At 64.9% G+C, this 20,645-nt stretch carries 21 protein-coding genes; 11 read left to right on the top strand and 10 right to left on the bottom strand.

Annotated features, from left to right (window positions below; genetic code table 11):
• The first annotated feature begins 168 nt into the window (after positions 1 to 168).
• The 9 genes from hemE to M3P36_RS02635 all read left to right on the top strand — a co-directional run bounded on the left by hemE (position 169) and on the right by M3P36_RS02635 (position 9,096).
• Positions 169 to 1,191: a uroporphyrinogen decarboxylase gene (hemE, locus tag M3P36_RS02675; RefSeq protein ID WP_249700439.1), complete on the top strand. Its 1,023-nt coding sequence runs from the start codon at positions 169 to 171 to the stop codon at positions 1,189 to 1,191.
• A gap of 9 nt (positions 1,192 to 1,200) precedes the next feature.
• A complete protein-coding gene (locus M3P36_RS02670; protein ID WP_249700437.1) occupies positions 1,201 to 1,644 on the top strand; it encodes a CopD family protein in 444 nt (147 codons plus the stop codon).
• 167 nt (positions 1,645 to 1,811) lie between these two features.
• Entirely contained in the window at positions 1,812 to 3,068 is a 1,257-nt protein-coding gene (rho, locus tag M3P36_RS02665) for a transcription termination factor Rho (RefSeq protein WP_249700435.1), read from the top strand.
• Positions 3,069 to 3,191: 123 nt separating this feature from the next.
• Positions 3,192 to 3,485 (top strand): DUF6489 family protein, encoded by a 294-nt coding sequence (locus tag M3P36_RS02660; protein WP_249700433.1) that lies wholly within the window; start codon positions 3,192 to 3,194, stop codon positions 3,483 to 3,485.
• A 13-nt stretch (positions 3,486 to 3,498) separates the two neighbouring features.
• Positions 3,499 to 4,773, top strand: a complete 1,275-nt coding sequence (gene mnmE, locus M3P36_RS02655; protein WP_249700420.1) for a tRNA uridine-5-carboxymethylaminomethyl(34) synthesis GTPase MnmE — start codon at positions 3,499 to 3,501, stop codon at positions 4,771 to 4,773.
• A 69-nt stretch (positions 4,774 to 4,842) separates the two neighbouring features.
• Positions 4,843 to 6,705: a tRNA uridine-5-carboxymethylaminomethyl(34) synthesis enzyme MnmG gene (gene mnmG / locus M3P36_RS02650; RefSeq protein WP_249700410.1), complete on the top strand. Its 1,863-nt coding sequence runs from the start codon at positions 4,843 to 4,845 to the stop codon at positions 6,703 to 6,705.
• Complete coding sequence (gene rsmG / locus M3P36_RS02645) at positions 6,702 to 7,349, top strand: 16S rRNA (guanine(527)-N(7))-methyltransferase RsmG (protein ID WP_249700400.1); 648 nt, start codon at positions 6,702 to 6,704, stop codon at positions 7,347 to 7,349. Before mnmG ends, rsmG begins: the two co-directional genes overlap by 4 nt.
• The gene (locus tag M3P36_RS02640) at positions 7,346 to 8,122 is read left to right on the top strand and encodes a ParA family protein (protein WP_249700390.1); all 777 of its coding nucleotides are present in this window, start codon (positions 7,346 to 7,348) and stop codon (positions 8,120 to 8,122) included. The genes rsmG and M3P36_RS02640 overlap by 4 nt, the downstream gene beginning before the upstream one ends.
• A complete protein-coding gene (locus M3P36_RS02635; protein WP_249700375.1) occupies positions 8,119 to 9,096 on the top strand; it encodes a ParB/RepB/Spo0J family partition protein in 978 nt (325 codons plus the stop codon). Before M3P36_RS02640 ends, M3P36_RS02635 begins: the two co-directional genes overlap by 4 nt.
• Before the next feature lie 39 nt (positions 9,097 to 9,135).
• On the opposite strand, the gene M3P36_RS02630 is transcribed toward M3P36_RS02635, so the two are convergent.
• The gene (locus M3P36_RS02630) at positions 9,136 to 10,059 is read right to left on the bottom strand and encodes a glycine zipper 2TM domain-containing protein (protein ID WP_249700363.1); all 924 of its coding nucleotides are present in this window, start codon (positions 10,057 to 10,059) and stop codon (positions 9,136 to 9,138) included.
• Positions 10,060 to 10,185: 126 nt separating this feature from the next.
• Positions 10,186 to 10,668 (bottom strand): free L-methionine (R)-S-oxide reductase MsrC, encoded by a 483-nt coding sequence (msrC, locus tag M3P36_RS02625; RefSeq protein WP_249700355.1) that lies wholly within the window; start codon positions 10,666 to 10,668, stop codon positions 10,186 to 10,188.
• Between the two features lie 75 nt (positions 10,669 to 10,743).
• On the opposite strand from msrC, the gene M3P36_RS02620 reads away from it, so the two are divergent.
• On the top strand, positions 10,744 to 12,207 hold the full coding sequence (locus M3P36_RS02620) for a PQQ-dependent sugar dehydrogenase (protein WP_249700352.1): 1,464 nt from the start codon (positions 10,744 to 10,746) through the stop codon (positions 12,205 to 12,207).
• An 11-nt stretch (positions 12,208 to 12,218) separates the two neighbouring features.
• On the opposite strand, the gene M3P36_RS02615 is transcribed toward M3P36_RS02620, so the two are convergent.
• Positions 12,219 to 13,043: an ATP-binding protein gene (locus tag M3P36_RS02615; protein ID WP_249700350.1), complete on the bottom strand. Its 825-nt coding sequence runs from the start codon at positions 13,041 to 13,043 to the stop codon at positions 12,219 to 12,221.
• Between the two features lie 89 nt (positions 13,044 to 13,132).
• On the opposite strand from M3P36_RS02615, the gene M3P36_RS02610 reads away from it, so the two are divergent.
• On the top strand, positions 13,133 to 14,062 hold the full coding sequence (locus tag M3P36_RS02610) for an L-threonylcarbamoyladenylate synthase (protein WP_249700348.1): 930 nt from the start codon (positions 13,133 to 13,135) through the stop codon (positions 14,060 to 14,062).
• Here the strand turns inward: M3P36_RS02610 and M3P36_RS02605 are convergent.
• The 7 genes from M3P36_RS02605 to M3P36_RS02575 all read right to left on the bottom strand — a co-directional run bounded on the left by M3P36_RS02605 (position 14,059) and on the right by M3P36_RS02575 (position 20,450).
• On the bottom strand, positions 14,059 to 14,850 hold the full coding sequence (locus M3P36_RS02605) for a head GIN domain-containing protein (protein ID WP_249700341.1): 792 nt from the start codon (positions 14,848 to 14,850) through the stop codon (positions 14,059 to 14,061). The two genes, M3P36_RS02610 and M3P36_RS02605, sit on opposite strands and share 4 nt — an antisense overlap.
• Positions 14,851 to 14,863: 13 nt before the next feature.
• On the bottom strand, positions 14,864 to 15,193 hold the full coding sequence (locus tag M3P36_RS02600; protein ID WP_249700338.1) for a hypothetical protein: 330 nt from the start codon (positions 15,191 to 15,193) through the stop codon (positions 14,864 to 14,866).
• Between the two features lie 72 nt (positions 15,194 to 15,265).
• Positions 15,266 to 16,111 carry a head GIN domain-containing protein gene (locus tag M3P36_RS02595; RefSeq protein WP_249700334.1) on the bottom strand — a complete coding sequence of 282 codons (846 nt, stop codon included), beginning with the start codon at positions 16,109 to 16,111 and terminating at the stop codon, positions 15,266 to 15,268.
• 162 nt (positions 16,112 to 16,273) lie between these two features.
• Positions 16,274 to 16,810 (bottom strand): CarD family transcriptional regulator, encoded by a 537-nt coding sequence (locus tag M3P36_RS02590; protein ID WP_249700326.1) that lies wholly within the window; start codon positions 16,808 to 16,810, stop codon positions 16,274 to 16,276.
• Positions 16,811 to 17,087: 277 nt separating this feature from the next.
• Positions 17,088 to 17,426 (bottom strand): ferredoxin FdxA, encoded by a 339-nt coding sequence (gene fdxA / locus M3P36_RS02585; protein WP_249700324.1) that lies wholly within the window; start codon positions 17,424 to 17,426, stop codon positions 17,088 to 17,090.
• Positions 17,427 to 17,513: 87 nt separating this feature from the next.
• Positions 17,514 to 17,783 (bottom strand): S4 domain-containing protein, encoded by a 270-nt coding sequence (locus M3P36_RS02580; protein WP_249700315.1) that lies wholly within the window; start codon positions 17,781 to 17,783, stop codon positions 17,514 to 17,516.
• A 12-nt stretch (positions 17,784 to 17,795) separates the two neighbouring features.
• On the bottom strand, positions 17,796 to 20,450 hold the full coding sequence (locus M3P36_RS02575) for a helicase-related protein (protein ID WP_502798347.1): 2,655 nt from the start codon (positions 20,448 to 20,450) through the stop codon (positions 17,796 to 17,798).
• Positions 20,451 to 20,645 lie beyond the last annotated feature (195 nt).

Below are 20,645 nucleotides of genomic sequence, written 5' to 3'. Positions count from 1 at the left end.
CGGGGAGAACTCCGGCTTGACCACGAGAAGCCAGTGAGTCGCATCGCGGGCAGCATCTGGCCAAAGCGGGACAAATCGGGCAAGGGCGCGCTGTCCCCGCTTTCCACAGGGCCTACTAACAGCATAAACCTCTTATAAGACTCTATTATATTTAGTCTGGACTCCCCGATGCCCGGAATTTTGCTCGATAATTTGCGTGGGTCAGTGACCGAAAAGCGCCCCGTGTGGTTGATGCGCCAGGCAGGTCGCTACCTGCCCGAGTACCGCGCCTTGCGGGCCGAGAAGGGCGGATTCCTCAACCTGGTTTATGACAGCGAGGCAGCCAGCGAGATCACCCTGCAGCCGATCCGGCGCTTCGGGTTCGATGGCGCGATCCTGTTTTCCGATATCCTGATCGTCCCCCATGCCCTGGGGCAGGACTTGCAGTTCCTGGCAAGCGAGGGTCCGCACCTGTCGCCGCGGCTGGTCGATGCGACGCTCGCCTCGCTCATGCCTGCGCCGCACCACTTCCAGCCGGTGTGGGACACCGTGCGCCTCACCCGTGCCGCCCTGCCCGATGGCGTGACCATGCTGGGCTTCATCGGTAGTCCGTGGACCGTGGCGACCTATATGGTGGCTGGTGAAGGCTCGAAGGACCATCACCTCGCCCGCGCGATGGCCTATCGCGACCCGCAGGCCTTTGGCGAGATCATCCAGGCTATCGTGGACAGTTCCATCATCTACCTGTCGGGCCAGATCGATGCCGGGGCAGAAGCCGTGCAATTGTTCGATAGCTGGTCCGGCAGCCTCTCGCCCCGCCAGTTCCAGCACTGGGTGGTCGAGCCGACGCGGACCATCGTCGATGCCATTCGCAGCCGCCATCCCGATGTGCCGATCATCGGCTTCCCCAAGGGTGCCGGGGCCAAGCTGCCTGCCTATGCCCATGAGACCGGCGTCGATGCCGTGGGCGTCGACGAAACGCAGGATCCGCGCTGGGTCCACCGCGAGCTGCCGCAGGGCATGCCAGTGCAGGGCAATCTCGATCCGCTGCTGCTGATTTCGGGCGGGGTGGAGCTGGAGGATGCGGCGCGCGATGTGCTCAGCGCTTTCGCCGGTCGGCCGCACGTGTTCAACCTCGGCCACGGGATCGACAAGACCACGCCGATTGCCCATGTCGAACGCCTGCTGGAAATTGTGCGCGGTAATGACTAGCTTGCCGCGATGCAGGAAGTGCTGTTCATGATCTACGCCTGGCTCAAGGCGGGCCATATCATCTTTGTGATCTTCTGGATGGCCGGGCTGTTCATGCTGCCGCGCTATTTCGTCTATCACCAAGAAGCAGCGCCGGATTCGCCCGAGAACGCCGTGTGGACCGATCGCGAGCGCAAGCTGCTCAAGATCATCCTCAACCCGTCGCTGATCGTGGTCTGGGTGCTGGGACTGGTACTGGCCTATACGACGGGCGCCTTCACCCAGGGCTGGATGCACGCCAAGTTCTTGGCTGTCCTCGGTCTGTCGGCCTATCATGGCTATCTTGCGGGCTATCACAAGAAACTGGCGCGCGGCGAACGCAGCCTGACCGGCAAGCAGCTCAGGCTGTTCAACGAGGTGCCGGGCATTGCCGCGGCGCTGATCGTGGTGCTGGTGGTCATCAAACCCTTCTGAGCCGTCGCCGCGCGCGGATCACCGCAAAGCGAATTGACGCTGGCGGCCGAAAGGCATATCCGCCAATCCGTTCCGGCTGATGTCGCCATCTCGAGCGACAGGGTCCGCTGTCTCCCAGCCCCTTAGGCCTGCCGGCTTCCCGAACGTCTGAATACGGAATTTTTCACATGCATCTCAAAGAACTCAAGCAGAGGACGCCCGCGGAGCTGGTCTCCATGGCCGAGGAATACGATGTCGAAGGCGCCAGCACCATGCGCCGCCAGGACCTCATGTTCGCGATCCTCAAGGAAGTGGCCGAAGACGGCGAGGAAATCCTCGGCATCGGCACGATCGAAGTGCTGTCGGATGGCTTCGGCTTCCTGCGCAGCCCGGAAGCGAACTACCTCGCCGGCCCGGATGACATCTACGTCTCGCCCAACCAGGTCCGCAAGATGGGCCTGCGCACCGGTGACACGGTCGAAGGCGAGATCCGCGCACCCAAGGATGGCGAACGCTATTTCGCGCTAACCAAGCTCCTGAAGGTCAATTACGACGATCCCGATGCCGTGCGCCACCGCACCAATTTCGACAACCTGACGCCGCTCTATCCGGACGAGCGCCTGATCCTCGACACGGTCGATCCCACGGTGAAGGACAAGTCCGCCCGCGTGATCGATCTGATCAGTCCGCAGGGCAAGGGCCAGCGCGCCCTGATCGTCGCCCCGCCGCGTACCGGCAAGACCGTGCTGCTGCAGAACATGGCAAAAGCCATTACCGACAACCATCCCGAGGTGTTCCTGATCGTCCTCCTGGTCGATGAACGGCCCGAGGAAGTGACCGACATGCAGCGCAGCGTGAAGGGCGAGGTGATCTCCTCAACCTTCGACGAGCCTGCCTCGCGCCACGTGCAAGTTGCTGAAATGGTTATCGAAAAAGCCAAGCGGCTGGTCGAACACAAGCGCGACGTGGTGATCCTGCTAGATTCCATCACCCGCCTCGGCCGCGCTTACAACACCGTGGTGCCAAGCTCCGGCAAGGTGCTGACCGGCGGTGTCGATGCCAATGCCCTGCAGCGTCCCAAGCGCTTCTTCGGCGCGGCCCGCAATATCGAGGAAGGCGGCTCGCTGTCGATCATCGCCACGGCGCTGATCGATACCGGCAGCCGTATGGACGAGGTCATTTTCGAAGAGTTCAAGGGCACCGGCAACAGCGAAATTGTCCTCGACCGCAAGGTGGCCGACAAGCGTATCTTCCCGGCGCTCGATGTCGGCAAGTCCGGCACCCGCAAGGAAGAACTGCTGGTGGGCAAGGACCAGCTTTCCAAGATGTGGGTCCTGCGCCGCATCCTGATGCAGATGGGCACGATCGACGCGATGGAATTCCTCCTCGACAAGATGAAGGATTCCAAGTCCAACGAGGACTTCTTCGCCACGATGAACCAGTAAGGGGAAGGGGGCTGCGGCCCCCTTTTTCGAATCCTTGGGCAGACGCACCGCGTGCAGGACTGGAAAATGTCCACCGTCTTGCGCATATAGGACACCGGGACGGGGTTTCTGGAAGGCAAGGCCATGAAAGTCAGCATAGAAATCGATTGTTCGCCCGAGGAAGCGCGGCGGTTCATGGGCCTGCCCGATGTGGACAAGGCGAACGAGGTCTATGTCGATACCATTGCCAAGGCGATGAAGGGTGTGACCAACACCGACCAGTTGCAGGAATATGCCCAGCAGCTCGCCCCGATGGGCCAGATGGGGCTGAAGATCTTCCAGTCCTTCGTGGAGGGGGCAACACGCACTGCTGCAAGCGGTTCTGCTTCTGGCGGTTCTGCTTCGGGCAAGTCGCGCAAGCCGTCCGACGAGGACTGAGCCCTTTTTCACGATGGATACGATATTCGCCCTGTCGAGCGGAGCGCCGCCGGCGGGTATTGCTGTCATCCGGGTGACGGGCCCGCAAGCCGGTGCTGCGCTTCAGGCCCTTGCCGGAAAGCTGCCCGAACCGCGTCGCGCGACCCGAGCCTGGCTGGTCGATAAAAGTGGCGAGCGGCTGGATGACGGGCTGGTCGTGTGGTTTCCCGCCCCGGGATCGGTAACAGGCGAGGACCTGGCGGAATTCCATCTCCACGGTGGGCGGGCGGTGATTGCCGCCGTCGAGGCCGCACTGGCGGCACTACCCGGCCTGCGCCGGGCCAGGCCGGGCGAATTTACTCGTCGCGCCTTTGCCAATGGCCGGATCGATCTCGCCGAAGCCGAAGGACTGGCTGACCTGCTGTCTGCTGAAACCGAGCTGCAGCGGCGTGCGGCCATGTCCGGTGCGGGTGGGCAGATCTCGTCCAAGGTCGAGGGCTGGCGCGAACGCCTCTTGATCCTGTCAGCCCAGGTCGAGGCCGTGCTCGATTTCGATGACGAGGACGATGTCGGGGGCCTGCCCACCGCTTTTCCGCTCGATTTGGCTATGCTGGCCGATGACCTGCGGGCCGCACTGGCCGCGCCTTCAGCCGAACCCTTGCGCGAAGGCTTCCGGGTTGCCCTTGCTGGTCCGCCGAATGCCGGTAAGTCCACACTTTTCAACGCGTTATTGGAAGACGAGGCGGCCATAACAGCAGCAACGGCGGGCACTACCCGCGATGTGCTGGTGCGACCGGTCGCGATTGGTGGCGTGCCGTTCTCGTTCGTTGACATGGCGGGACTGCGCGAGGGTAGCGACGATGCCATCGAGACTATCGGCATCGATCGGGCCCACGGCGAGATTGCGCGGGCCGACCTGGTCCTGTGGCTCGGGCCGGAAGGGGACGGGCCTCCCGGTGCCTGGGAAATCGAAGCGCAATGCGACCGTGATGATCGGGCCGCCAAGACGGATCCCGATTACATCATCTCGGCAGTTACCGGCATGAACATGGACCGGCTGAAACAGGCCTTGGTCGATCATGCGCGCAGCCACCTGCCGGGACCGGGAGACGTGGCCTTCAACCGCCGCCAGCGTGACCTGCTGGTCCAGGCGGCCGATGCCCTGGGGCAGGTGGGGCCAGTGGATGACCCCCTCATCCTTGCCGAGCACTTGCGCCAGGCCAGGATCGCGTTCGACATGCTGCTGGGCCGCACGGCGACTGAAGACCTGCTGGACTCGCTGTTTGGCCGCTTCTGTATCGGCAAGTAATGTTCCACGTGGAACATGGGCGGAAACGCGGCCTTTGACCTTGCTTCGTGCTGGCACTATCGGCGGCATATGAGCGCGTTCGATATCATCGTGATCGGGGGAGGCCACGCAGGTTGCGAGGCGGCGGCTGTTGCTGCGCGCATGGGTGCCCGGACAGCGCTGGTCAGTTTCGACGCGACAAAGATTGGCGCGATGAGCTGCAATCCGGCGATCGGCGGGCTGGGCAAAGGGCATCTCGTGCGCGAGGTCGATGCCTTTGACGGGCTGATCGGTCGCGCCGCCGATGCCGCTGCCATCCATTATCGTATGCTCAACCGATCCAAGGGCAGCGCTGTCCAGGGTCCGCGCGTTCAGGCCGACCGCAAGCTGTTCTCTACCGCGATCCAGCGGATGATCACCGGGCAGGCAGGTCTCACGGTGATCCAGGGAGAGGCTGCGGCGCTGGTCCTTGAAAGAGGGCGGGTCACGGGATTGGACCTCGCCGATGGCACGCGGCTTGTCTGCAAGGCGGTGATCCTGTGTACTGGCACTTTCCTCGGCGGCACACTGTTCCGCGGCGAGGAACGGCTCACCGGAGGGCGGATTGGCGAAGCTTCTGCGCAGGCACTGGCGAGGCAATTGCGCGAGGCTGACTTGCCGATGGCGCGGCTGAAAACCGGAACCCCGCCGCGGCTCGAAGGGCGGACCATCGATTGGGCGCGGCTGGCTGAACAGCCCAGCGATGCCGACCAATGGACCATGTCGCCGCTCACGCCGGGGCGCGTTAACCCGCAGGTCTTCTGCGCAATCACCCGGACCAACGCGGTCACTCACGCGATCATCGCCGACAACCTCCACCGTTCGCCCCTGTTCAGCGGGGCCATCGGCGCGGCCGGGCCGCGCTATTGCCCTTCGATCGAAGACAAGATTCACCGCTTTGCCGATCGTGACGGGCATCAGGTATTCCTGGAGCCGGAGGGGCTGGATACGGCGCTTGTGTATCCCAACGGCATTTCCACCTCGCTGCCCACGGACGTGCAGCTCGCCATGCTGCGCAGCATGGAGGGGTTGGAAGCGGTGCATATGGCGGTGCCGGGCTATGCGGTGGAATACGATCACATCGACCCTCGCGCACTCGGCCCCGATCTGCAACTGCGGACGATTCCGGGGCTCTATTGCGCCGGGCAGATCAACGGGACCACGGGCTATGAGGAGGCTGCTGCCCAGGGCCTCATGGCCGGGATGCACGCCGCTGCAGCGATCACGGGGATCGAACCCGCGCCGCTTGATCGCGCCAATTCCTACATGGCGGTGATGATCGATGACCTCACGCTGCACGGCGTGAGTGAACCTTATCGCATGCTCACGGCGCGCGCCGAATATCGCCTGCGCCTGAGAGCCAACAATGCGGCCACCCGGCTCACTCCTTTGGCCATCGCAGCCAATTGTGTTGGCCCTGATCGCCGCGAGTGGTTCACGCACCGGGAAGCGGAACTGGCAGAGTGGAACCGGGCGCTGGATAGGAAGGCCAGTGCGGGTGAACTCCGCACGACCGGCCTTTCGACGCGCGACGACGTTGGCCGCATGTCCTTGAGGGAATGGCTGCGATTTCCGGATATCTCGCTCGATGGGCTGGCCCCGCTCTTGCCCGAATCCCTCGATGTCACCAGCGACCTTGCGGCCGAACTGGCGGAGGACGTGGCCTATGCCCCCTATCTCGAACGGCAAGAGGGTGAACTGCGCGATCTGCGAGCCAGCGAAGGAGTGAAGTTGGGGCGGGACTTCCCCTTTTCCCAAGTGCCGGGTCTATCCAACGAAATGATCGAGCGACTGTCCAAAGCCCGCCCTGTTGACCTGGCGGCTGCCGGTCGGGTCCGGGGGATCACACCTGCAGCCCTAGCAGCCCTTCTGGTCTTTGCGCGGCGTCAGGCAATGGAGAATGCGGCAGCATGAGCGAATGTCTTCCATTCATTGCCAGCGAAGCCGAGGCACGCGCCTTCTGCGCCACGCTTTCCGACGAAGCGGCAATGGACCGTCTTGCCACGTTCATCGGCCTACTCGCAGCAGAGAACCGACAACAGAACCTGATCTCCACCGCGAGCCTCGACCAGGTCTGGCAGCGTCACATTGCCGACAGCCTCCAGCTATTACTGCATGTTCCACGTGAAACACCGTCGCCCTGGATGGACTTGGGGAGCGGAGCAGGGATGCCCGGACTGGTCCTGGCCATCGCCCGACCTGAGCTGACTTTCCATCTCGTCGAATCGCGCAAGAAGCGCGTCGCCTGGCTGGAAGGCGTAGCCCGCCAGTTCGACCTGCAGAATTGCCACGTTCACGGAACACGTTTGGAGTCGGTCGAATCGGCTCCGATGGCCGTCATTTGCGCCCGCGCCTTTGCTCCGCTTGAAAAGCTCCTCAGCTTATCCGCCCGGTTTTCCACACAGGACACCGTCTGGTTGTTGCCCAAAGGGCGTTCGGCAGCGCAAGAACTGTCGGAGCAGCCCGAATCGATCCGCCAAATGTTCCACGTGGAACAATCGCGGACCGACGGCCAGGCAGGGATCGTAACCGGGCAGGGGAGGCCGCCAATCCGATGATCGTTATCGCCATTGCCAACCAGAAGGGCGGAGTGGGCAAGACCACCACAGCAATCAACATCGCCACGGCGATGGCGGCAACCGGGTGGCGAACGCTGCTTATCGATCTCGATCCCCAGGGCAACGCTTCCACTGGCGTTGGCCTTGGTGCCGACCAGCGCGATATGTCGAGTTACGACGTGCTGGTCGACCAAGTTGCGCTGGATGATTGCATCGTAACCTCGCGCATTCCGGGTCTGGACCTATTGCCTGCAACGGTGGATCTGAGCGGAGCAGAAGTGGAACTGGTCGGAGTCGAGAACCGCACCCACCGGCTGCAACAGGCCTTGGCCGACCACAAGGGCCATGACATTTGTTTCATCGACTGCCCACCTTCGCTCGGACTGCTGACGCTGAACGCCCTGTGCGCGGCAGACACCTTGCTGGTGCCGTTGCAATGCGAATTTTTTGCGCTGGAAGGGCTCAGTCAGTTGCTGAAAACGGTGGAGCAGGTCCAGCAGCGGTTGAACCCTGATCTCGGCATCGTCGGGATCGTGCTCACCATGTTCGACCGGCGCAACCGCCTTACAGACCAGGTAAGCGACGACGTGCGCGAGTGCCTGGGCAATCTGGTGTTCGAGGCGGTGATTCCGCGCAATGTGCGGCTGTCTGAAGCACCAAGCCATGGCTTGCCCGCGCTGATCTATGACCACGCCTGTCCCGGCAGCCGCGCCTATATGGCGCTTGCCCGCGAACTGATCGGTCGCCTGCCCAAACAGAGGATTGCTGCATGACGCCGCCTGACGACAAGTCCGAGACAGCGGCAACCACCCGCGCAGCGCCGCGTCGGGCTTTGGGCAGGGGCCTGGGCGCCCTGATGGGTGAAAGCCGGCGGGAAGAGCCGCTGGCAATGCCGACAGCGTCCAGCGTGACCACCGAGGGATCGCCGGCAGAACCAGTGGCCCGCGCCGATGGCCTGGCCAATCTCCCGGTTTCGTCGATCGAGGCCCATCCAGATCAGCCCCGCCGTCATTTCGACGAGGCCGCGCTCGATGAACTGGCTGCCTCCATCTCGACGCGCGGGGTCATCCAGCCCGTCATCGTCCGCCCGCTACCGGGCGGCCGTTACCAGCTGGTCGCGGGCGAACGCCGTTGGCGTGCGGCTCAGAAGGCACAACTCCATGAAATTCCAGCATTAATTCGCGATCTGGCGGATCGGGACGTGATGGCCCTGGCGCTGATCGAGAATATTCAGCGCGAGGACCTGAACCCGGTGGAAGAGGCGCGCGCCTATCACCGGCTGGCCGAACTGGAAGACATGACCCAGGCCGAAATCGCCCGGCTGGTGGAGAAATCGCGCAGTCACGTGGCGAACCTGCAGCGCCTGCTAACCCTGCCAAGCGCGGTGCTCGATCATCTGGAGGAAGGGCGGCTCGATATGGGCCATGCCCGTGCGCTGATTGGCCGAGACAATGCCGAGGAGTTGGCGGCCCAGGCGATCCTGCGCAAGCTGTCGGTGCGCGAGGTCGAGAAGCTCGCCCGGTCGCAGGATGGCGCCACCCAGCGCCGCCGTACGGCCCGCGAGCCGCGCGACCCAATGCATGATGCGGATATCTCTGCGGTGGAGAGCCACCTTGAGGAGTTTCTCGGCCTGCCGGTCAAGATCGCGACCGATGCCGATCCCCGCTCAGGCTCGGTCACGATCCGTTATCGCACGCTGGACCAGCTTGACCTGATCTGTGGCCGACTGACCGGCAGCGGGATCTAGCTGGGCCAGGTCCCGACATAATCGTTCAAATTCAAATGCTTAATTGGCGCTCAAGGTCTTTCCCTGTTCGCGCGGAGGCATGGCGCGGCGGATCTGGCGCGGGGCCGGACGCGGGTGACGGGCGTCAACCTCGACCTCTTCCTCGATCACGCGGTAGCTGGTGCGGCGCTCCATCGGCTGGGCACCATGGGCCACCGGGACCATCATCACCGGGGCATAGGTAACCTGCGACGGGGTGCCGTGGCCGCGCTCGTAGTTCTGCAGGTAGGCCGCGCAATAGTCGAAGCCGTAGTCGTCCTCGACATAGACCAAACGCCGGTCATCACGATCATCCGCCCGGTCGATGGCCGAGCCGATCACGGCCCCTGCCAGGCCGCCAACTCCCGCGCCCACGATGGTGCCGAGCAGGCGGTCGCCATCGGCAATGCGATTGCCTGCAAAGCCGCCGAAAATCCCGCCGATCAGGCCGCCGATCAGGCCACCGTCGCGGTCTTCCTCTTCCTCGTAATAGACCGTTGCCTGCTGCGGCGCATGGAGCGCGCGGCACTGGTCCAGCCATTCGTCCCGCTCAGCTGCACTATAGGCAAGACGCGGCGTTGGGTTGCGGTCCATCCGGTGCGGACCCCGCTCGCGGTGGATGGCGCGGCGGGCGGTGTGGTATCCGTCGGGTCGGGCATCGCGATCCCATTCGTCCGCATCTTCCCAATCGGTGGGCTCATAGGTGTCCTGCACCACCTCGCGGCTTTCGTACTCGTAGGTAACATCGGGTCCGTAGGAGTTTTGTTCGATCACGGCATTGGCGGTATCGCCCCACGAAACACCGGCCTGGGCTTCGTCCGCCCAGGCTTGCCCGCCGCGCATTGCGGTCTGGGCGATGGATTCGTAATTGTCCTGCGCCGCGGCAGGCAGGGCCACGGCGACCAGCGCGGTAGTGGCGGCAAGGATGGCAAGACGCTTGGACATGAAACGGCCCCTCAGACAGGAATCGGCGCCCGCGGCGCTCGGATTTACCGTTTGTTTACTACGCCCGCCCGCGCGATTCCCAAGAGGGTTGCCGCGCCTGTCCCGTTTCGGGCCAAAGGTTTGGGCTCAGATGCGGGAAGCGACCAGCGCCGCCAGCGCCTCGATCCCGGCCGCATCCTCAGCATCGAACCGGGCAAGGTCAGGGCTGTCGAGGTCGATCACCGCGATCACTGCTCCATCGCGCATGACCGGCACGACCAGTTCCGAGCGCGAGGCGGCATCGCAGGCAATGTGGCCGGGGAAGGCGTGGACATCGGCCACCAGTTGGGTTTGACCGCTGGCTGCTGCCGCACCACAAACCCCCTGGCCCAGCGCGATCCGGATGCAGGCTGGCCGCCCGGCGAATGGCCCAAGGACGAGTTCACCTCCAATCAGGCGATAGAACCCGGTCCAGTTCACCTGCGGCAGCATGTCCCACATCAGCGCGGCCACGTTGGCCATATTGGCCACGCCATCGGGTTCGCCCGCTGTCAGGGCATCGGCTGCCAATAACAGGTCGGCATAGAGTTCCGGCTTGGCGGCACCGGGGGTGGGGCGGAAATCGTGCATGGCACAGGCCCTAGACCTGCGGCGTGGCCCAAAGCAATCGTTGCGAGCAGACGCCGCGCGGCCTATCTGTTCGGCATGCGGATATTCAAGAAAGTGCTCATTGTCCTGCTCGTCCTCCTGGTGGTGGCGGGCGGTGTCCTGTGGTGGCTGTCGCGGCCTGTTCCGGCGCTTTATTCGCTGGAGGAGACGAGCGGGACCGATCCCGTGCTGGCGGAACCCGATCCGCAGCTGATTCCCACGGTCGGCGTCGCCAAGCCCATCGGCTGGGGCGAGGACGGTGTGCCTGAAGCGGCAGAAGGCCTGGTGGTCAACCGCTTCGCTGAAGGACTGGAACACCCGCGTGTGATCTACACCATGCCGGGCGGCGACGTGCTGGTCACCCTGACCAATGCGCCCGAACGGCCGATCGCTGGTGGCTGGCTGACCAATTTCGTGGCCGGCATCCTGTTCAGCCGGGCCGGGGCCGACGTGCCTTCGCCCAACCAGCTGGTGCTGCTGCGCGATGGCGATGGCGATGGCGTGGCCGAGGAACGGCACGTGCTGCTCGACAATCTCGATTCGCCCTCGGGCATCGCCTGGCATGATGGCAATCTCTACGTCGCCAACCACGACGAGGTGCTGCGCTTCGACTATGCCGAGGGCGCCAATAGGGTGACAGGCGCGGGCGAGAAGCTGATGGACCTGCCGGCGGCGGGCAACCACTGGATGCGCAATATCCTGCTCAATCCTGAAGGCACGCTGCTCTATGTCGCTGTCGGCTCCGCCTCGAACATCGGCGAAGGCGGGATGGATATCGAACAGGGCCGCGCCGCGATCCACGAGCTGGACCTCGCCACCGGCACTTCGCGCCTCTATTCCGCCGGCCTGCGCAACCCCAACGGGCTCGCCTGGAACCCGTGGAGCGGCGAGCTGTGGACCACGGTGAACGAACGCGACCAGCTGGGGTCGGACCTCGTGCCAGATTACCTCACCAATGTGCCGCTCGGTTCGCAATATGGCTGGCCGTGGGTCTATTGGGGCGACATTTTTGACGAGCGGGTCGAGCATCCCATGCCGCGGTTCTTCACCCAGTATACACGGGTGCCCGAATATGCCCTGGGTGCCCATGTCGCGGCCTTGGGCCTGACCTTCAGCCGCGAGGGATCGCGCTTGGGCCCGACTTTCGGGCAGGGCGCCTTCATCGCGCGTCACGGGTCGTGGAACAGGCAGCCGATGGGCGGCTATGACGTGGTCTATGTTGCCTTTGACGAGCGGGGCAATCCGCTGGGCAAGCCGGTTACCGTGCTGGAGAGTTTCCTGGCGGGCGAGGGCGAGACGCGAGGCCGCCCGACATGGGTGGCGTTCGATCGCACCGGCGCTTTGCTGGTGAGCGACGACACCGCCAACATCATCTGGCGCGTGACCAACCCTTCCGCCAATGGCACGGCTGCCCCGCTACGCAACCGCGGCGAGCCGCTGCCTCCCCGGCGCGAGCTGATCGGTGATCCGGCGCGAGCCTTCGAGGAGCCGCCCGCCGATATCATGCCCGACAGTCTGTAAGGCGACCGGCTCTAGGCGAGGGTGCGCCCGGCGCGTCCGGCCAGTTCGGTAATGTAGTGCCAGGCGACGCGGCCCGACCGCGCGCCGCGCCGCTTGGACCATTCCAGCGCCTCGTGCTCGTCCAGCGGCAGTCCATATTCCGCCGCATAGCCGCGCAGGATGGCGAGGTAATCGTCCTGCGAACAGGCGTGGAAGCCAAGTGACATGCCGAAACGGTCGGCCAGGGCCAATCGGTCGTCCACCACGTCGCGCGGGTTGATAGGATCGTCCTGTTCGGCCCCGTGGCGCACCACAATGGCGCGGCGATTTGAAGTTACGGCGAGCCGCACATTGGGTGGCCTGGCCTCAACCCCGCCATCGAGCCATGACCGCAGGGTGCGCGGGCCTTCGCCGTCGCCTTCGGCAAAGCCCAGGTCATCGAGGAACACCAGCATGTTGCGCTGCGTCTGGGCCAATTGGGTGAACAGCGCGGGCAGGCTGGAGACGGCATCGCTCGCCACCTGCACCAGCGCGATAGCTCCGCCAGCCGCCTGGGCATCCTTCACCGCAGCGCGCAGCAGGGCGGACTTGCCCATGCCGCGCGCACCCCACAGCAGCATGTCGTGCGCCGCATGGCCGTGGGCGAGGCGGGCAACATTGGCGACCACCGCCTCTTTTTGCTGGTCGATCCCGCGCAGCAGGGCGAGCGGCGGGGCTTCGATCGCGGCAACGGCGCGGGCCGTGCCGGTCCAGACATAGGCGGGGGCCGCCAGCCAGTCGGCAGGAGCAGGAGGAGGAGGGGCCAGCCGGTCCAGCGCATCGGCCAGGCGGCGCATCAGGGGTTCACTGTTGTCCATGCCCTTGCCTCGCCTTCATCGCCGCCCCGCGTCAAGGCGCTTGCGCAATAGGCTTGGCTTGGCGGCGGGCGGGTATTAGCGCAAGCGTCATGACAGCAATCCTGCCTGCAGACTCCAAGGGCATTGCCCGCGCCGTGCACCTGCTGCGCGAAGGTGCGCTGGTCGCCCTGCCGACCGAGACGGTCTATGGCCTGGCCTCCCGTGCCGATCGCGAAGGATCCGTGGCGGCAATCTACCGCGCGAAAGGCAGGCCGGGGTTCAATCCGCTGATCGTGCACGTTTCGGGCGAGGCCATGGCGCGGCGGCTGGCCCTGTTCGATGACCGTGCGGCGATGCTGGCAGGCAGGTTCTGGCCGGGACCGCTCACTCTCGTTCTTCCGCTCCGCGACGATGCAGGGATCGCTCCGGCCGTAACGGCGGGCCTGCCGACGGTGGCCCTGCGCATGCCCGCCCACCCGGTTGCGCGGGCGGTGCTGGAGGCGCTGGACCTGCCGCTGGCCGCACCGTCTGCCAACCGTTCGATGCATATCAGCCCCACCACGCCCGCTCACGTCGCCGCCACGCTGGACGAAGGCCTGGCGGCAATCCTCGATGGCGGAGCCTGCGAGGCGGGCCTCGAATCGACCATCGTGGCCCTGCGCGAAAGGGGTGCCTGGAGCCTGCTGCGCAAAGGACCGGTGACGGCAGCACAGATTGCGGAGCTGCTGGGATGCGCGCCAGTGGATGCCGGTGCAGGCATCGAAGCGCCCGGCCAGATGCTGCGCCACTATTCGCCCGGCAAGCCGCTGCGGCTCGATGTAGACAAGGCCGAAGCGGACGAGTTCCTGATCGGTTTCGGGCCGGTGGAGGGGGCTTGCACCCTGTCGGCCAGCGGCGACCTGTCGCAGGCGGCGGCGCGGCTCTATGCCTGCCTGCATGAAGCCGCCGCATCGGACCTTCCGCGCATTGCCGTGGCCCCGATCCCGCCTGATGGCATTGGCGCTGCAATCAACGACCGGCTGAAACGCGCTGCGGCCTAGCTGGCGCTGCCCTCGCAGCTCACATCGCCGCTGCCGTTTATCGTCACCGTACAGACCGCAGGCCCGGTAATCTCGACATCGCCGCTGCCGTTGATAGTGACTTGCGCTTGGCTGGCGACATCGAGCGCCGCTTCGCCCGATCCGTTGATGGTGATTGTGGCGCTGGTTGTTTCAAGTCCCGAGGCGTCCAGCTCGCCCGATCCGTTTATCTCCAGCCGCAGGTCCTGCACTCTGCCGCCCAACTTCATGTCGCCGGAGCCCGCCAGCACCAGTTCGGCCTGCCCGACCGCCAGCTCGCCGACCTCGATTTCGCCCGAGCCTTCGACAGAGGCGGTGAACAGCGTGCCTTCCACGCGGTCCACGCTCATGTCGCCCGATCCGGACAGCGACACGCGATCGACCATTGGCATGGTGATGTGGAGGGTGACATCCGCGAACTGCGGCCTGCTGAATGACAAGCCCTCGTCCCGCGGGCGGATCATCAAACTGCCCTGTTCGACCACCACTTCGAGCCCGTCGAGGGCATCGCCCGGCCCCTCGGCACGTACCGAGAAGCTGTCACCCAATGTGATCTTCACATCCTGTGGCCCGACCGAGGCGACCTGGTTGAACGATTCGAGCTGGTACACCAGCTCGGCATCGGCCGAAGCATCCGCCTGCACAATCCGTCGGTCGCCCTGGAAATCGTCGTCATAGACGACGAGGGCGATGCCGCCCGCCGCAACCACACCCATGGCTGCGGAGAAGCCCAGTTCGCGCGTGCTGAATCGTGTCGGTTTCTGTGCCATGCCCCCCGGCCCCTCAATCGTTGTCCGGCTCCATCGGAATGGTCGGAATCAGTGCATCCATTTCGCGCCGCAGGGCCACCGCCTCGCGGCAGGCGCGGTCATTCCCCCGGTCGCAGAGCTCGGCCTTGTCTTCGTATTCGCGCTGCAGGCGGCCCAGCCGTTCCTCGCGGCGGCGAATTTCGCGACCGCGATTCTCGTCCGCTTCGGACTGGCTGGTCGTGGCAAGGTCCACCGCCTTGCCCGCCACGCGCACCGGCGCGGTTACGATATCGGCTGCCGTACTGAGGCAGCCGCCGAGAAACAGCGGCAAGGCCGAGCACAGCAGCAGCGCGGGCAGTTTCATCGGCCAGTCCTTGCCGTTGATGGAATGGCGAACATGGACCGCCGGAAAGCGCGGCGCAACGACGCACCATGCTCAGTCGCCGCTGTCCCCGCCCGTGTCGTCGATCCCGCTGTCGCGCCGTTCGCAGACCAGCGAGCCGGTGCCCATGCCTTGCACCTTGCACCGCGCCCCGCCGCGCACAGTGACCGTGCCCGAACCCATCAGCCGCGCCTTCACCTCGCCATCGCTGGCGAACACCGCGTTGCCCGACCCGGCGATGGTGACGCGGGCCTTGTCGACCATGACCGCACCCATCTTCGCCGATCCACTGCCCGCGACATTGAGATCGAGCCGTGCGACCTTGCCGCTCGCCTTGAACCGTCCGCTGCCGGCGATCGACACGTCGAGCCGGTCAACCGCGATATCGCGCGCCACCACGCGGCCGGACCCGGCGATCACCACTTCGGCATCGTCGGGCAGGCATTCGACTGTGATTTCGCCCGATCCGGCAAGGGTGACCTTGTGCGGGGCAGGCATGGTCACGGTGATCGTCGCCACGCCTTCGCCGCCATGGCTGCTGTTGTTGCTGGCCACATGGAGCGCACCGTCCTTCAGGCAGAAGCGCAAGTCCTCCTTCGCCTCGTCATCACCCTGGATGGCGATGGCGAAGTCTTCGCCTTCGGTTATCGTCACCCGGTCGGCTCCGGCAAGGACCAGCCCGGTCGGCGTCTCGCCGCCCATGTCGAGGTCATCCAGCGGAACGCTGCCCTTGGCACCGAATCCCTTGCCGGCGCCGCAATCGGGGCCATCCCAGTCGAACTGGAATTTGCCGTTCTTGCGCTGGGCTGCCATCACCCCGCTCATCGCGGCCATGGCCACGAAGGGGCCGACTGCGCGGAACATCTTCTCGAAACCCCTGCCGTTGATCTTGCCGTTCATGACGACTCCTGTATCTGTGTGTTAAGTCACTGATACACGAGCGGGGCCGACCAGGCAAACGCACCGGTCGATCCTGACAGGTCGCTGGTCGACATGCGAAAAGGGCCGCCCCGGCATGCGGAGCGGCCCCTTCTAGACCTTCTGGTGCCCTTTGGGCCCGCTTCAGGCGTCTTCGGCAGCGGTCTCGTAGTACTGGGGAGCATGCTCCTTCAGCACGTTGAGGATCTTCTGCAACGCGGCGGGTTCATCGGTCTTTTCCATCGCCGCCAGTTCGCGGGCGAGGCGGCTGGAGGCAGCCTCGAAGATCTGGCGTTCGGAATAAGACTGCTCGGGCTGGTCTTCCGGGCGGAACAGGTCGCGCGTCACTTCGGCGATTGACACCAGGTCGCCCGAATTGATCTTCGCTTCGTATTCCTGCGCCCGGCGGCTCCACATGGTGCGCTTGACCTTGGGCTTGCCCTTGAGGGTTTCCATCGCTTCCTTCAGGGTCTTGTCGCTCGACAGCTTGCGCATGCCGATGGCTTCGACCTTGTTGACCGGAACGCGCAAGGTCATGCGTTCCTTCTCGAACCGGAGCACGTAGAGTTCGAGCTGCATTCCGGCGATTTCCTCGCTCTGCAACTCGATCACGCGACCGACACCGTGCTTGGGATAAACAACATAATCGCCTACGTCGAAGGCGGGGGCAACAGATGCCATGTATTGTCCTTTCACTGCCGACAGGTCTCTGCTTCAGCGACAGGGATTGATCGACCGCGCGACCCGCCGGCGGCCTTCATCCCGGTTGTGACGACGCTGAGAGGGGGAAACCTGCCTTCCTATCTGCCCGTTCCACGAAAGGGATACGGGTGAGCGTTTCATTATATAGCAGATTCGCAACAAAATTACCAGTGGGGCGGCAAGGTGCACGGAAACCCGGCGTGCCTTTTGCAGGTACACCGGGCTTTCCAGCAATTTTACAAGCGTTTAAAGCGGCTTAGTCGCCTTCGCCGGGCTCAGGCGAGAAGAAGGCGTCGAACTTGCCTTCCTGGCCCTTGAATTCATCCGCATCTTCCGGCGGATCCTTCTTTTCGGTGATGTTGGGCCACAGGGCGGAATACTGGGTGTTCAGCTCGAGCCACTTTTCCGTGCCGCTTTCGGTATCGGGCAGGATGGCTTCGGCCGGGCATTCGGGCTCGCAGACGCCGCAGTCGATGCATTCCGAAGGGTTGATCACGAGCATGTTCTCGCCTTCGTAGAAGCAGTCCACCGGGCACACCTCGACACAGTCGGTGTACTTGCACTTGATGCAGGCGTCGGTGACGACATAAGTCATGTGAGCGAGTTCCCTTCGATCCGTTCGGCCGCCTGTCTTTCATCGGGCGCCGGGTTTTGCCCTGCTATGGCGATTGCCGCGCCCCGGTCAAGTCTGGACGTCAAGCACCCGATAACAGGTCTGTGCCTCGCTTGCCGGACCGCGCCGCTCGGGCAAAGCAAGGATTTCTATCACCCGCACAGTCGTTGCCATGCCAATTGGCAGCGGCAAGGTCAGCACGTCGCCCGGAGCCACCGGCTGGTTGGCCTTTACCACCCGGCTGCCGTTGCGGCGCATGTGCCCAGCGCCGATCCAGTCCTGCGCCAGCTTGCGCGAAGCCACGAAGCGCAGGCGCACGAGCAAGAGGTCGAGCCGCATCGCAGTCAGGTTCTACCTCAGAAGGTCCGCCAGTCCGGCGAAGGGATTGTTGGCAGGCGGCGCGCTTTCGGGCTTGCGCTCGGCAGCTTGCGGCTGGTTTTGTGGTCCTGTGTGTGACCCGGGCTTGCCGCCCTTGCCCTTGGGCCCGTTGTGCCGGGGACGCCGGTCCTGCTCGCGCGATCCGTGTTCAGAGCGGGGCTGGTCCTTGCGGTGAGGACGCCAGGACCACACCAGCGGCGCGGGGGGTCCGAAAGCACCCTCGGGCAAGGCCCGCTGTTCGCCCGGACGGAAGCCCGCATCGCGCATCAGGGCGCGGAAATTGTCGGGCACCAGTCCCATCGATGTCGGCAGGGCCGGATCGACCGGAAAGCCGCGCGGGCTGCCTTTCGCCACGGCCTTGGCCCGCTGGTCGTGTGCGGCGCGGAACAGCTTTTCGGCCATGTCGATCCGCACCGCCTGGCTGCCTGCGCGGACATAGCCTGCCGGCATCTGCCGTTCCGCCGCGATCACCGCTTCCATCCGCGGATTGAGCGGGCGGCTATCCAGCCCCAGGTCGTGTAGCAGCTTGCGCGGCGCAGGCTTGAGCAGGGCGGGCATGAACACGTCGAGCGTGCCGATCAGCACGCCGAGCTGGCGCAGCAGGGGGCGCTTTTCCTTGGGGACCGTCGCCAGCCCGGCATCCTCGCGCCGGACCGAGCCATTGCGGCCCGCCAGGGTGAGCAGCAGGGCGCGCACTTCGGTGCCCGCCTCGGGATCGACCGCGGCTTCCTCGATCTGCCGCAGGGGGGCAAGCGGGGCGAGCTGCCCTTCGAGCCAATGATCCAGCGCCTCGGCCAGCCGCGTGCGCTGCGCAGGGTCGAGCGGGGCCAGATCCTTGTCCAGAACTATGCGAAAACGGGTTGCCGCCTTGGTGTGTTCCAGTCGGGCGATGCGCTGGTTGTCGCGCAGGATGGCGGGAACGCCGTCATGCCTGCCGATCTCTAGCGCGCCGAGTTCGCTCGTCACCAGGGCCTCGGCCCTCTGCGCCAGCAATTGCGGCAGGTGCTTTTCCGCCGCCGCAAGCATCAACTTGCGATCCTCGCGGCTGGCATCGGCATCAACCACAAAACGAAACCCCTCGAGGTGGCCGATCGGCTCCCCCTCGACGGTGACTTTTCCATTGTCTTCAAGTGTTACGCGCAACAATCCGGCATCCTTCCCCATGCTTTTCATCAGTACAGCAGTCCGCCGATTAACAAAACGTTCGGTTAATCTCTGGTGCAAGGCATCGGATAATTTTGCCTCTGCCGAGCGGGCGCGGGCAGCCATTTCGTCACGCGCCAGCACCCAGTCGGGCCGCTGGCAGATGTAGGCCCAGCTACGAATCGCCGCGAGCCGCCCCTGCAATGTGTCGATGTCGCCCCGCGTCTCGCCAAGCTCGCCGATCCGGGCGGCGACGAAATCCGCGCCCAGGTGGCCTTGGCGCAGGTCGCTCCACAGCCGGGCCACGAAGCGCGAATGCATCTCTGCTCCCTGCTGGCGGAAATCGGGGAGCTGGCACACCTGCCACAGGCGCTTCACCTGGGCAGGCGTAGTGGCGTCACGGCGCACTGTCTCATCCTCCGCAAGCCGTTTCAGCACGGCAAGGTCGATCGCTTCGGGAGCGGCAGCCAGCTGGGGCAGCTCGGGCGGACGCTCGAGGTCGGCGATCAGCGCGTCCACAGAGGTGCAGCGCGGCTCGGCCTCGCGCCAGAATAGCCGGGTTAGCGGAGCAAAACGGTGCTGCTCGATGGCATAGACCTCCTCGTCGGTGAAGGCATTGTCCTTGCCGCGACCTCCCGCCAGCGTACCGAAGGTGCCATCGCGCTGGTGCCGCCCGGCGCGCCCGGCGATCTGGGCCATTTCCGCCGGGGTCAGCCGCCGCTGGCGCACCCCGTCGAACTTCGACAGCGAGGCGAAGGCGACATGGTGGACATCGAGGTTGAGGCCCATGCCGATGGCATCGGTCGCCACGATGTAATCGACCTCGCCCGACTGGAACAGCGCCACCTGCCGGTTACGGGTTTCCGGGCTGAGCGCCCCCATCACCACCGCCGCGCCGCCGCGAAACCGCCGCAGCAGCTCGGCCACGCGGTAAACCTCCTCTATCGAGAAGGCGACGATCGCGCTGCGGGGCGGCAGGCGCGACAACTTGACCGTTCCTGCATGGCTGAGCGTGGAGAACCTTGGTCGCTGTTCCACCTGCACGCCCGGCACCAGCGCCCGCACCATGGGTTCGAGCGTGGCGGAACCCAGCAGCATGGTCTCCTCTCGTCCGCGGGCATGGAGCAGGCGATCGGTGAAGATGTGGCCGCGCTCGCGGTCGGCGCACAGTTGCGCTTCGTCCAGCGCCACGAAGGCGCGATCTCCGCCCTCGGCCATCAGGCTGCGCGGCATGGCCTCCACCGTGCACAGCAGATAGCGGGCATTGGGCGGTTCGATCCGTTCCTCGCCGGTAATCAGGGCAACCTGGGCATCGCCCTTGATTGCGCGGACCTTGTCGAACACCTCGCGCGCCAGAAGCCGCAGCGGGAAGCCGATCGCCCCGCTGGAATGGCCGCACATCCGCTCAATCGCCAGGTGGGTCTTGCCGGTATTGGTCGGCCCCAGGACGGCGCGGATGCGGTGATCGGGGACACGCGCATTCACAACTGCCCCCAAGTGTAGGGTGGCTTGGCGCAGGTGCAATCACCTTGCGCCCGGCCATAGGGGAAAACCCTCAAGTTCGATTCACCGCAAGGCGGACTCGGCTGGTCGTTGTTAAGGCCGAATTTACTTTATCAGGGCAATGGACAAGGTCAGTAATTATCCCCACGGGACGGGGCCGTCCGGACACATGGCGGC

This window comes from Altererythrobacter sp. KTW20L (assembly GCF_023501975.1).
GTDB lineage: Bacteria > Pseudomonadota > Alphaproteobacteria > Sphingomonadales > Sphingomonadaceae > Alteraurantiacibacter.
The sequence above is the reverse complement of the archived record's forward strand: the minus strand, read 5'-3'. Positions and strand labels throughout refer to the sequence as shown.

What these genes read in the sequence shown, in the direction of transcription:
- hemE (WP_249700439.1), top strand. Translation starts at nt 169, where the DNA reads ATGCCCGGAATTTTGCTCGATAATTTGCGTGGGTCAGTGACCGAAAAG.
- M3P36_RS02670 (WP_249700437.1), top strand. Translation starts at nt 1,201, where the DNA reads ATGCAGGAAGTGCTGTTCATGATCTACGCCTGGCTCAAGGCGGGCCAT.
- rho (WP_249700435.1), top strand. Translation starts at nt 1,812, where the DNA reads ATGCATCTCAAAGAACTCAAGCAGAGGACGCCCGCGGAGCTGGTCTCC.
- M3P36_RS02660 (WP_249700433.1), top strand. Translation starts at nt 3,192, where the DNA reads ATGAAAGTCAGCATAGAAATCGATTGTTCGCCCGAGGAAGCGCGGCGG.
- mnmE (WP_249700420.1), top strand. Translation starts at nt 3,499, where the DNA reads ATGGATACGATATTCGCCCTGTCGAGCGGAGCGCCGCCGGCGGGTATT.
- mnmG (WP_249700410.1), top strand. Translation starts at nt 4,843, where the DNA reads ATGAGCGCGTTCGATATCATCGTGATCGGGGGAGGCCACGCAGGTTGC.
- rsmG (WP_249700400.1), top strand. Translation starts at nt 6,702, where the DNA reads ATGAGCGAATGTCTTCCATTCATTGCCAGCGAAGCCGAGGCACGCGCC.
- M3P36_RS02640 (WP_249700390.1), top strand. Translation starts at nt 7,346, where the DNA reads ATGATCGTTATCGCCATTGCCAACCAGAAGGGCGGAGTGGGCAAGACC.
- M3P36_RS02635 (WP_249700375.1), top strand. Translation starts at nt 8,119, where the DNA reads ATGACGCCGCCTGACGACAAGTCCGAGACAGCGGCAACCACCCGCGCA.
- M3P36_RS02630 (WP_249700363.1), bottom strand. Translation starts at nt 10,059, where the DNA reads ATGTCCAAGCGTCTTGCCATCCTTGCCGCCACTACCGCGCTGGTCGCC.
- msrC (WP_249700355.1), bottom strand. Translation starts at nt 10,668, where the DNA reads ATGCACGATTTCCGCCCCACCCCCGGTGCCGCCAAGCCGGAACTCTAT.
- M3P36_RS02620 (WP_249700352.1), top strand. Translation starts at nt 10,744, where the DNA reads ATGCGGATATTCAAGAAAGTGCTCATTGTCCTGCTCGTCCTCCTGGTG.
- M3P36_RS02615 (WP_249700350.1), bottom strand. Translation starts at nt 13,043, where the DNA reads ATGGACAACAGTGAACCCCTGATGCGCCGCCTGGCCGATGCGCTGGAC.
- M3P36_RS02610 (WP_249700348.1), top strand. Translation starts at nt 13,133, where the DNA reads ATGACAGCAATCCTGCCTGCAGACTCCAAGGGCATTGCCCGCGCCGTG.
- M3P36_RS02605 (WP_249700341.1), bottom strand. Translation starts at nt 14,850, where the DNA reads ATGGCACAGAAACCGACACGATTCAGCACGCGCGAACTGGGCTTCTCC.
- M3P36_RS02600 (WP_249700338.1), bottom strand. Translation starts at nt 15,193, where the DNA reads ATGAAACTGCCCGCGCTGCTGCTGTGCTCGGCCTTGCCGCTGTTTCTC.
- M3P36_RS02595 (WP_249700334.1), bottom strand. Translation starts at nt 16,111, where the DNA reads ATGAACGGCAAGATCAACGGCAGGGGTTTCGAGAAGATGTTCCGCGCA.
- M3P36_RS02590 (WP_249700326.1), bottom strand. Translation starts at nt 16,810, where the DNA reads ATGGCATCTGTTGCCCCCGCCTTCGACGTAGGCGATTATGTTGTTTAT.
- fdxA (WP_249700324.1), bottom strand. Translation starts at nt 17,426, where the DNA reads ATGACTTATGTCGTCACCGACGCCTGCATCAAGTGCAAGTACACCGAC.
- M3P36_RS02580 (WP_249700315.1), bottom strand. Translation starts at nt 17,783, where the DNA reads ATGCGGCTCGACCTCTTGCTCGTGCGCCTGCGCTTCGTGGCTTCGCGC.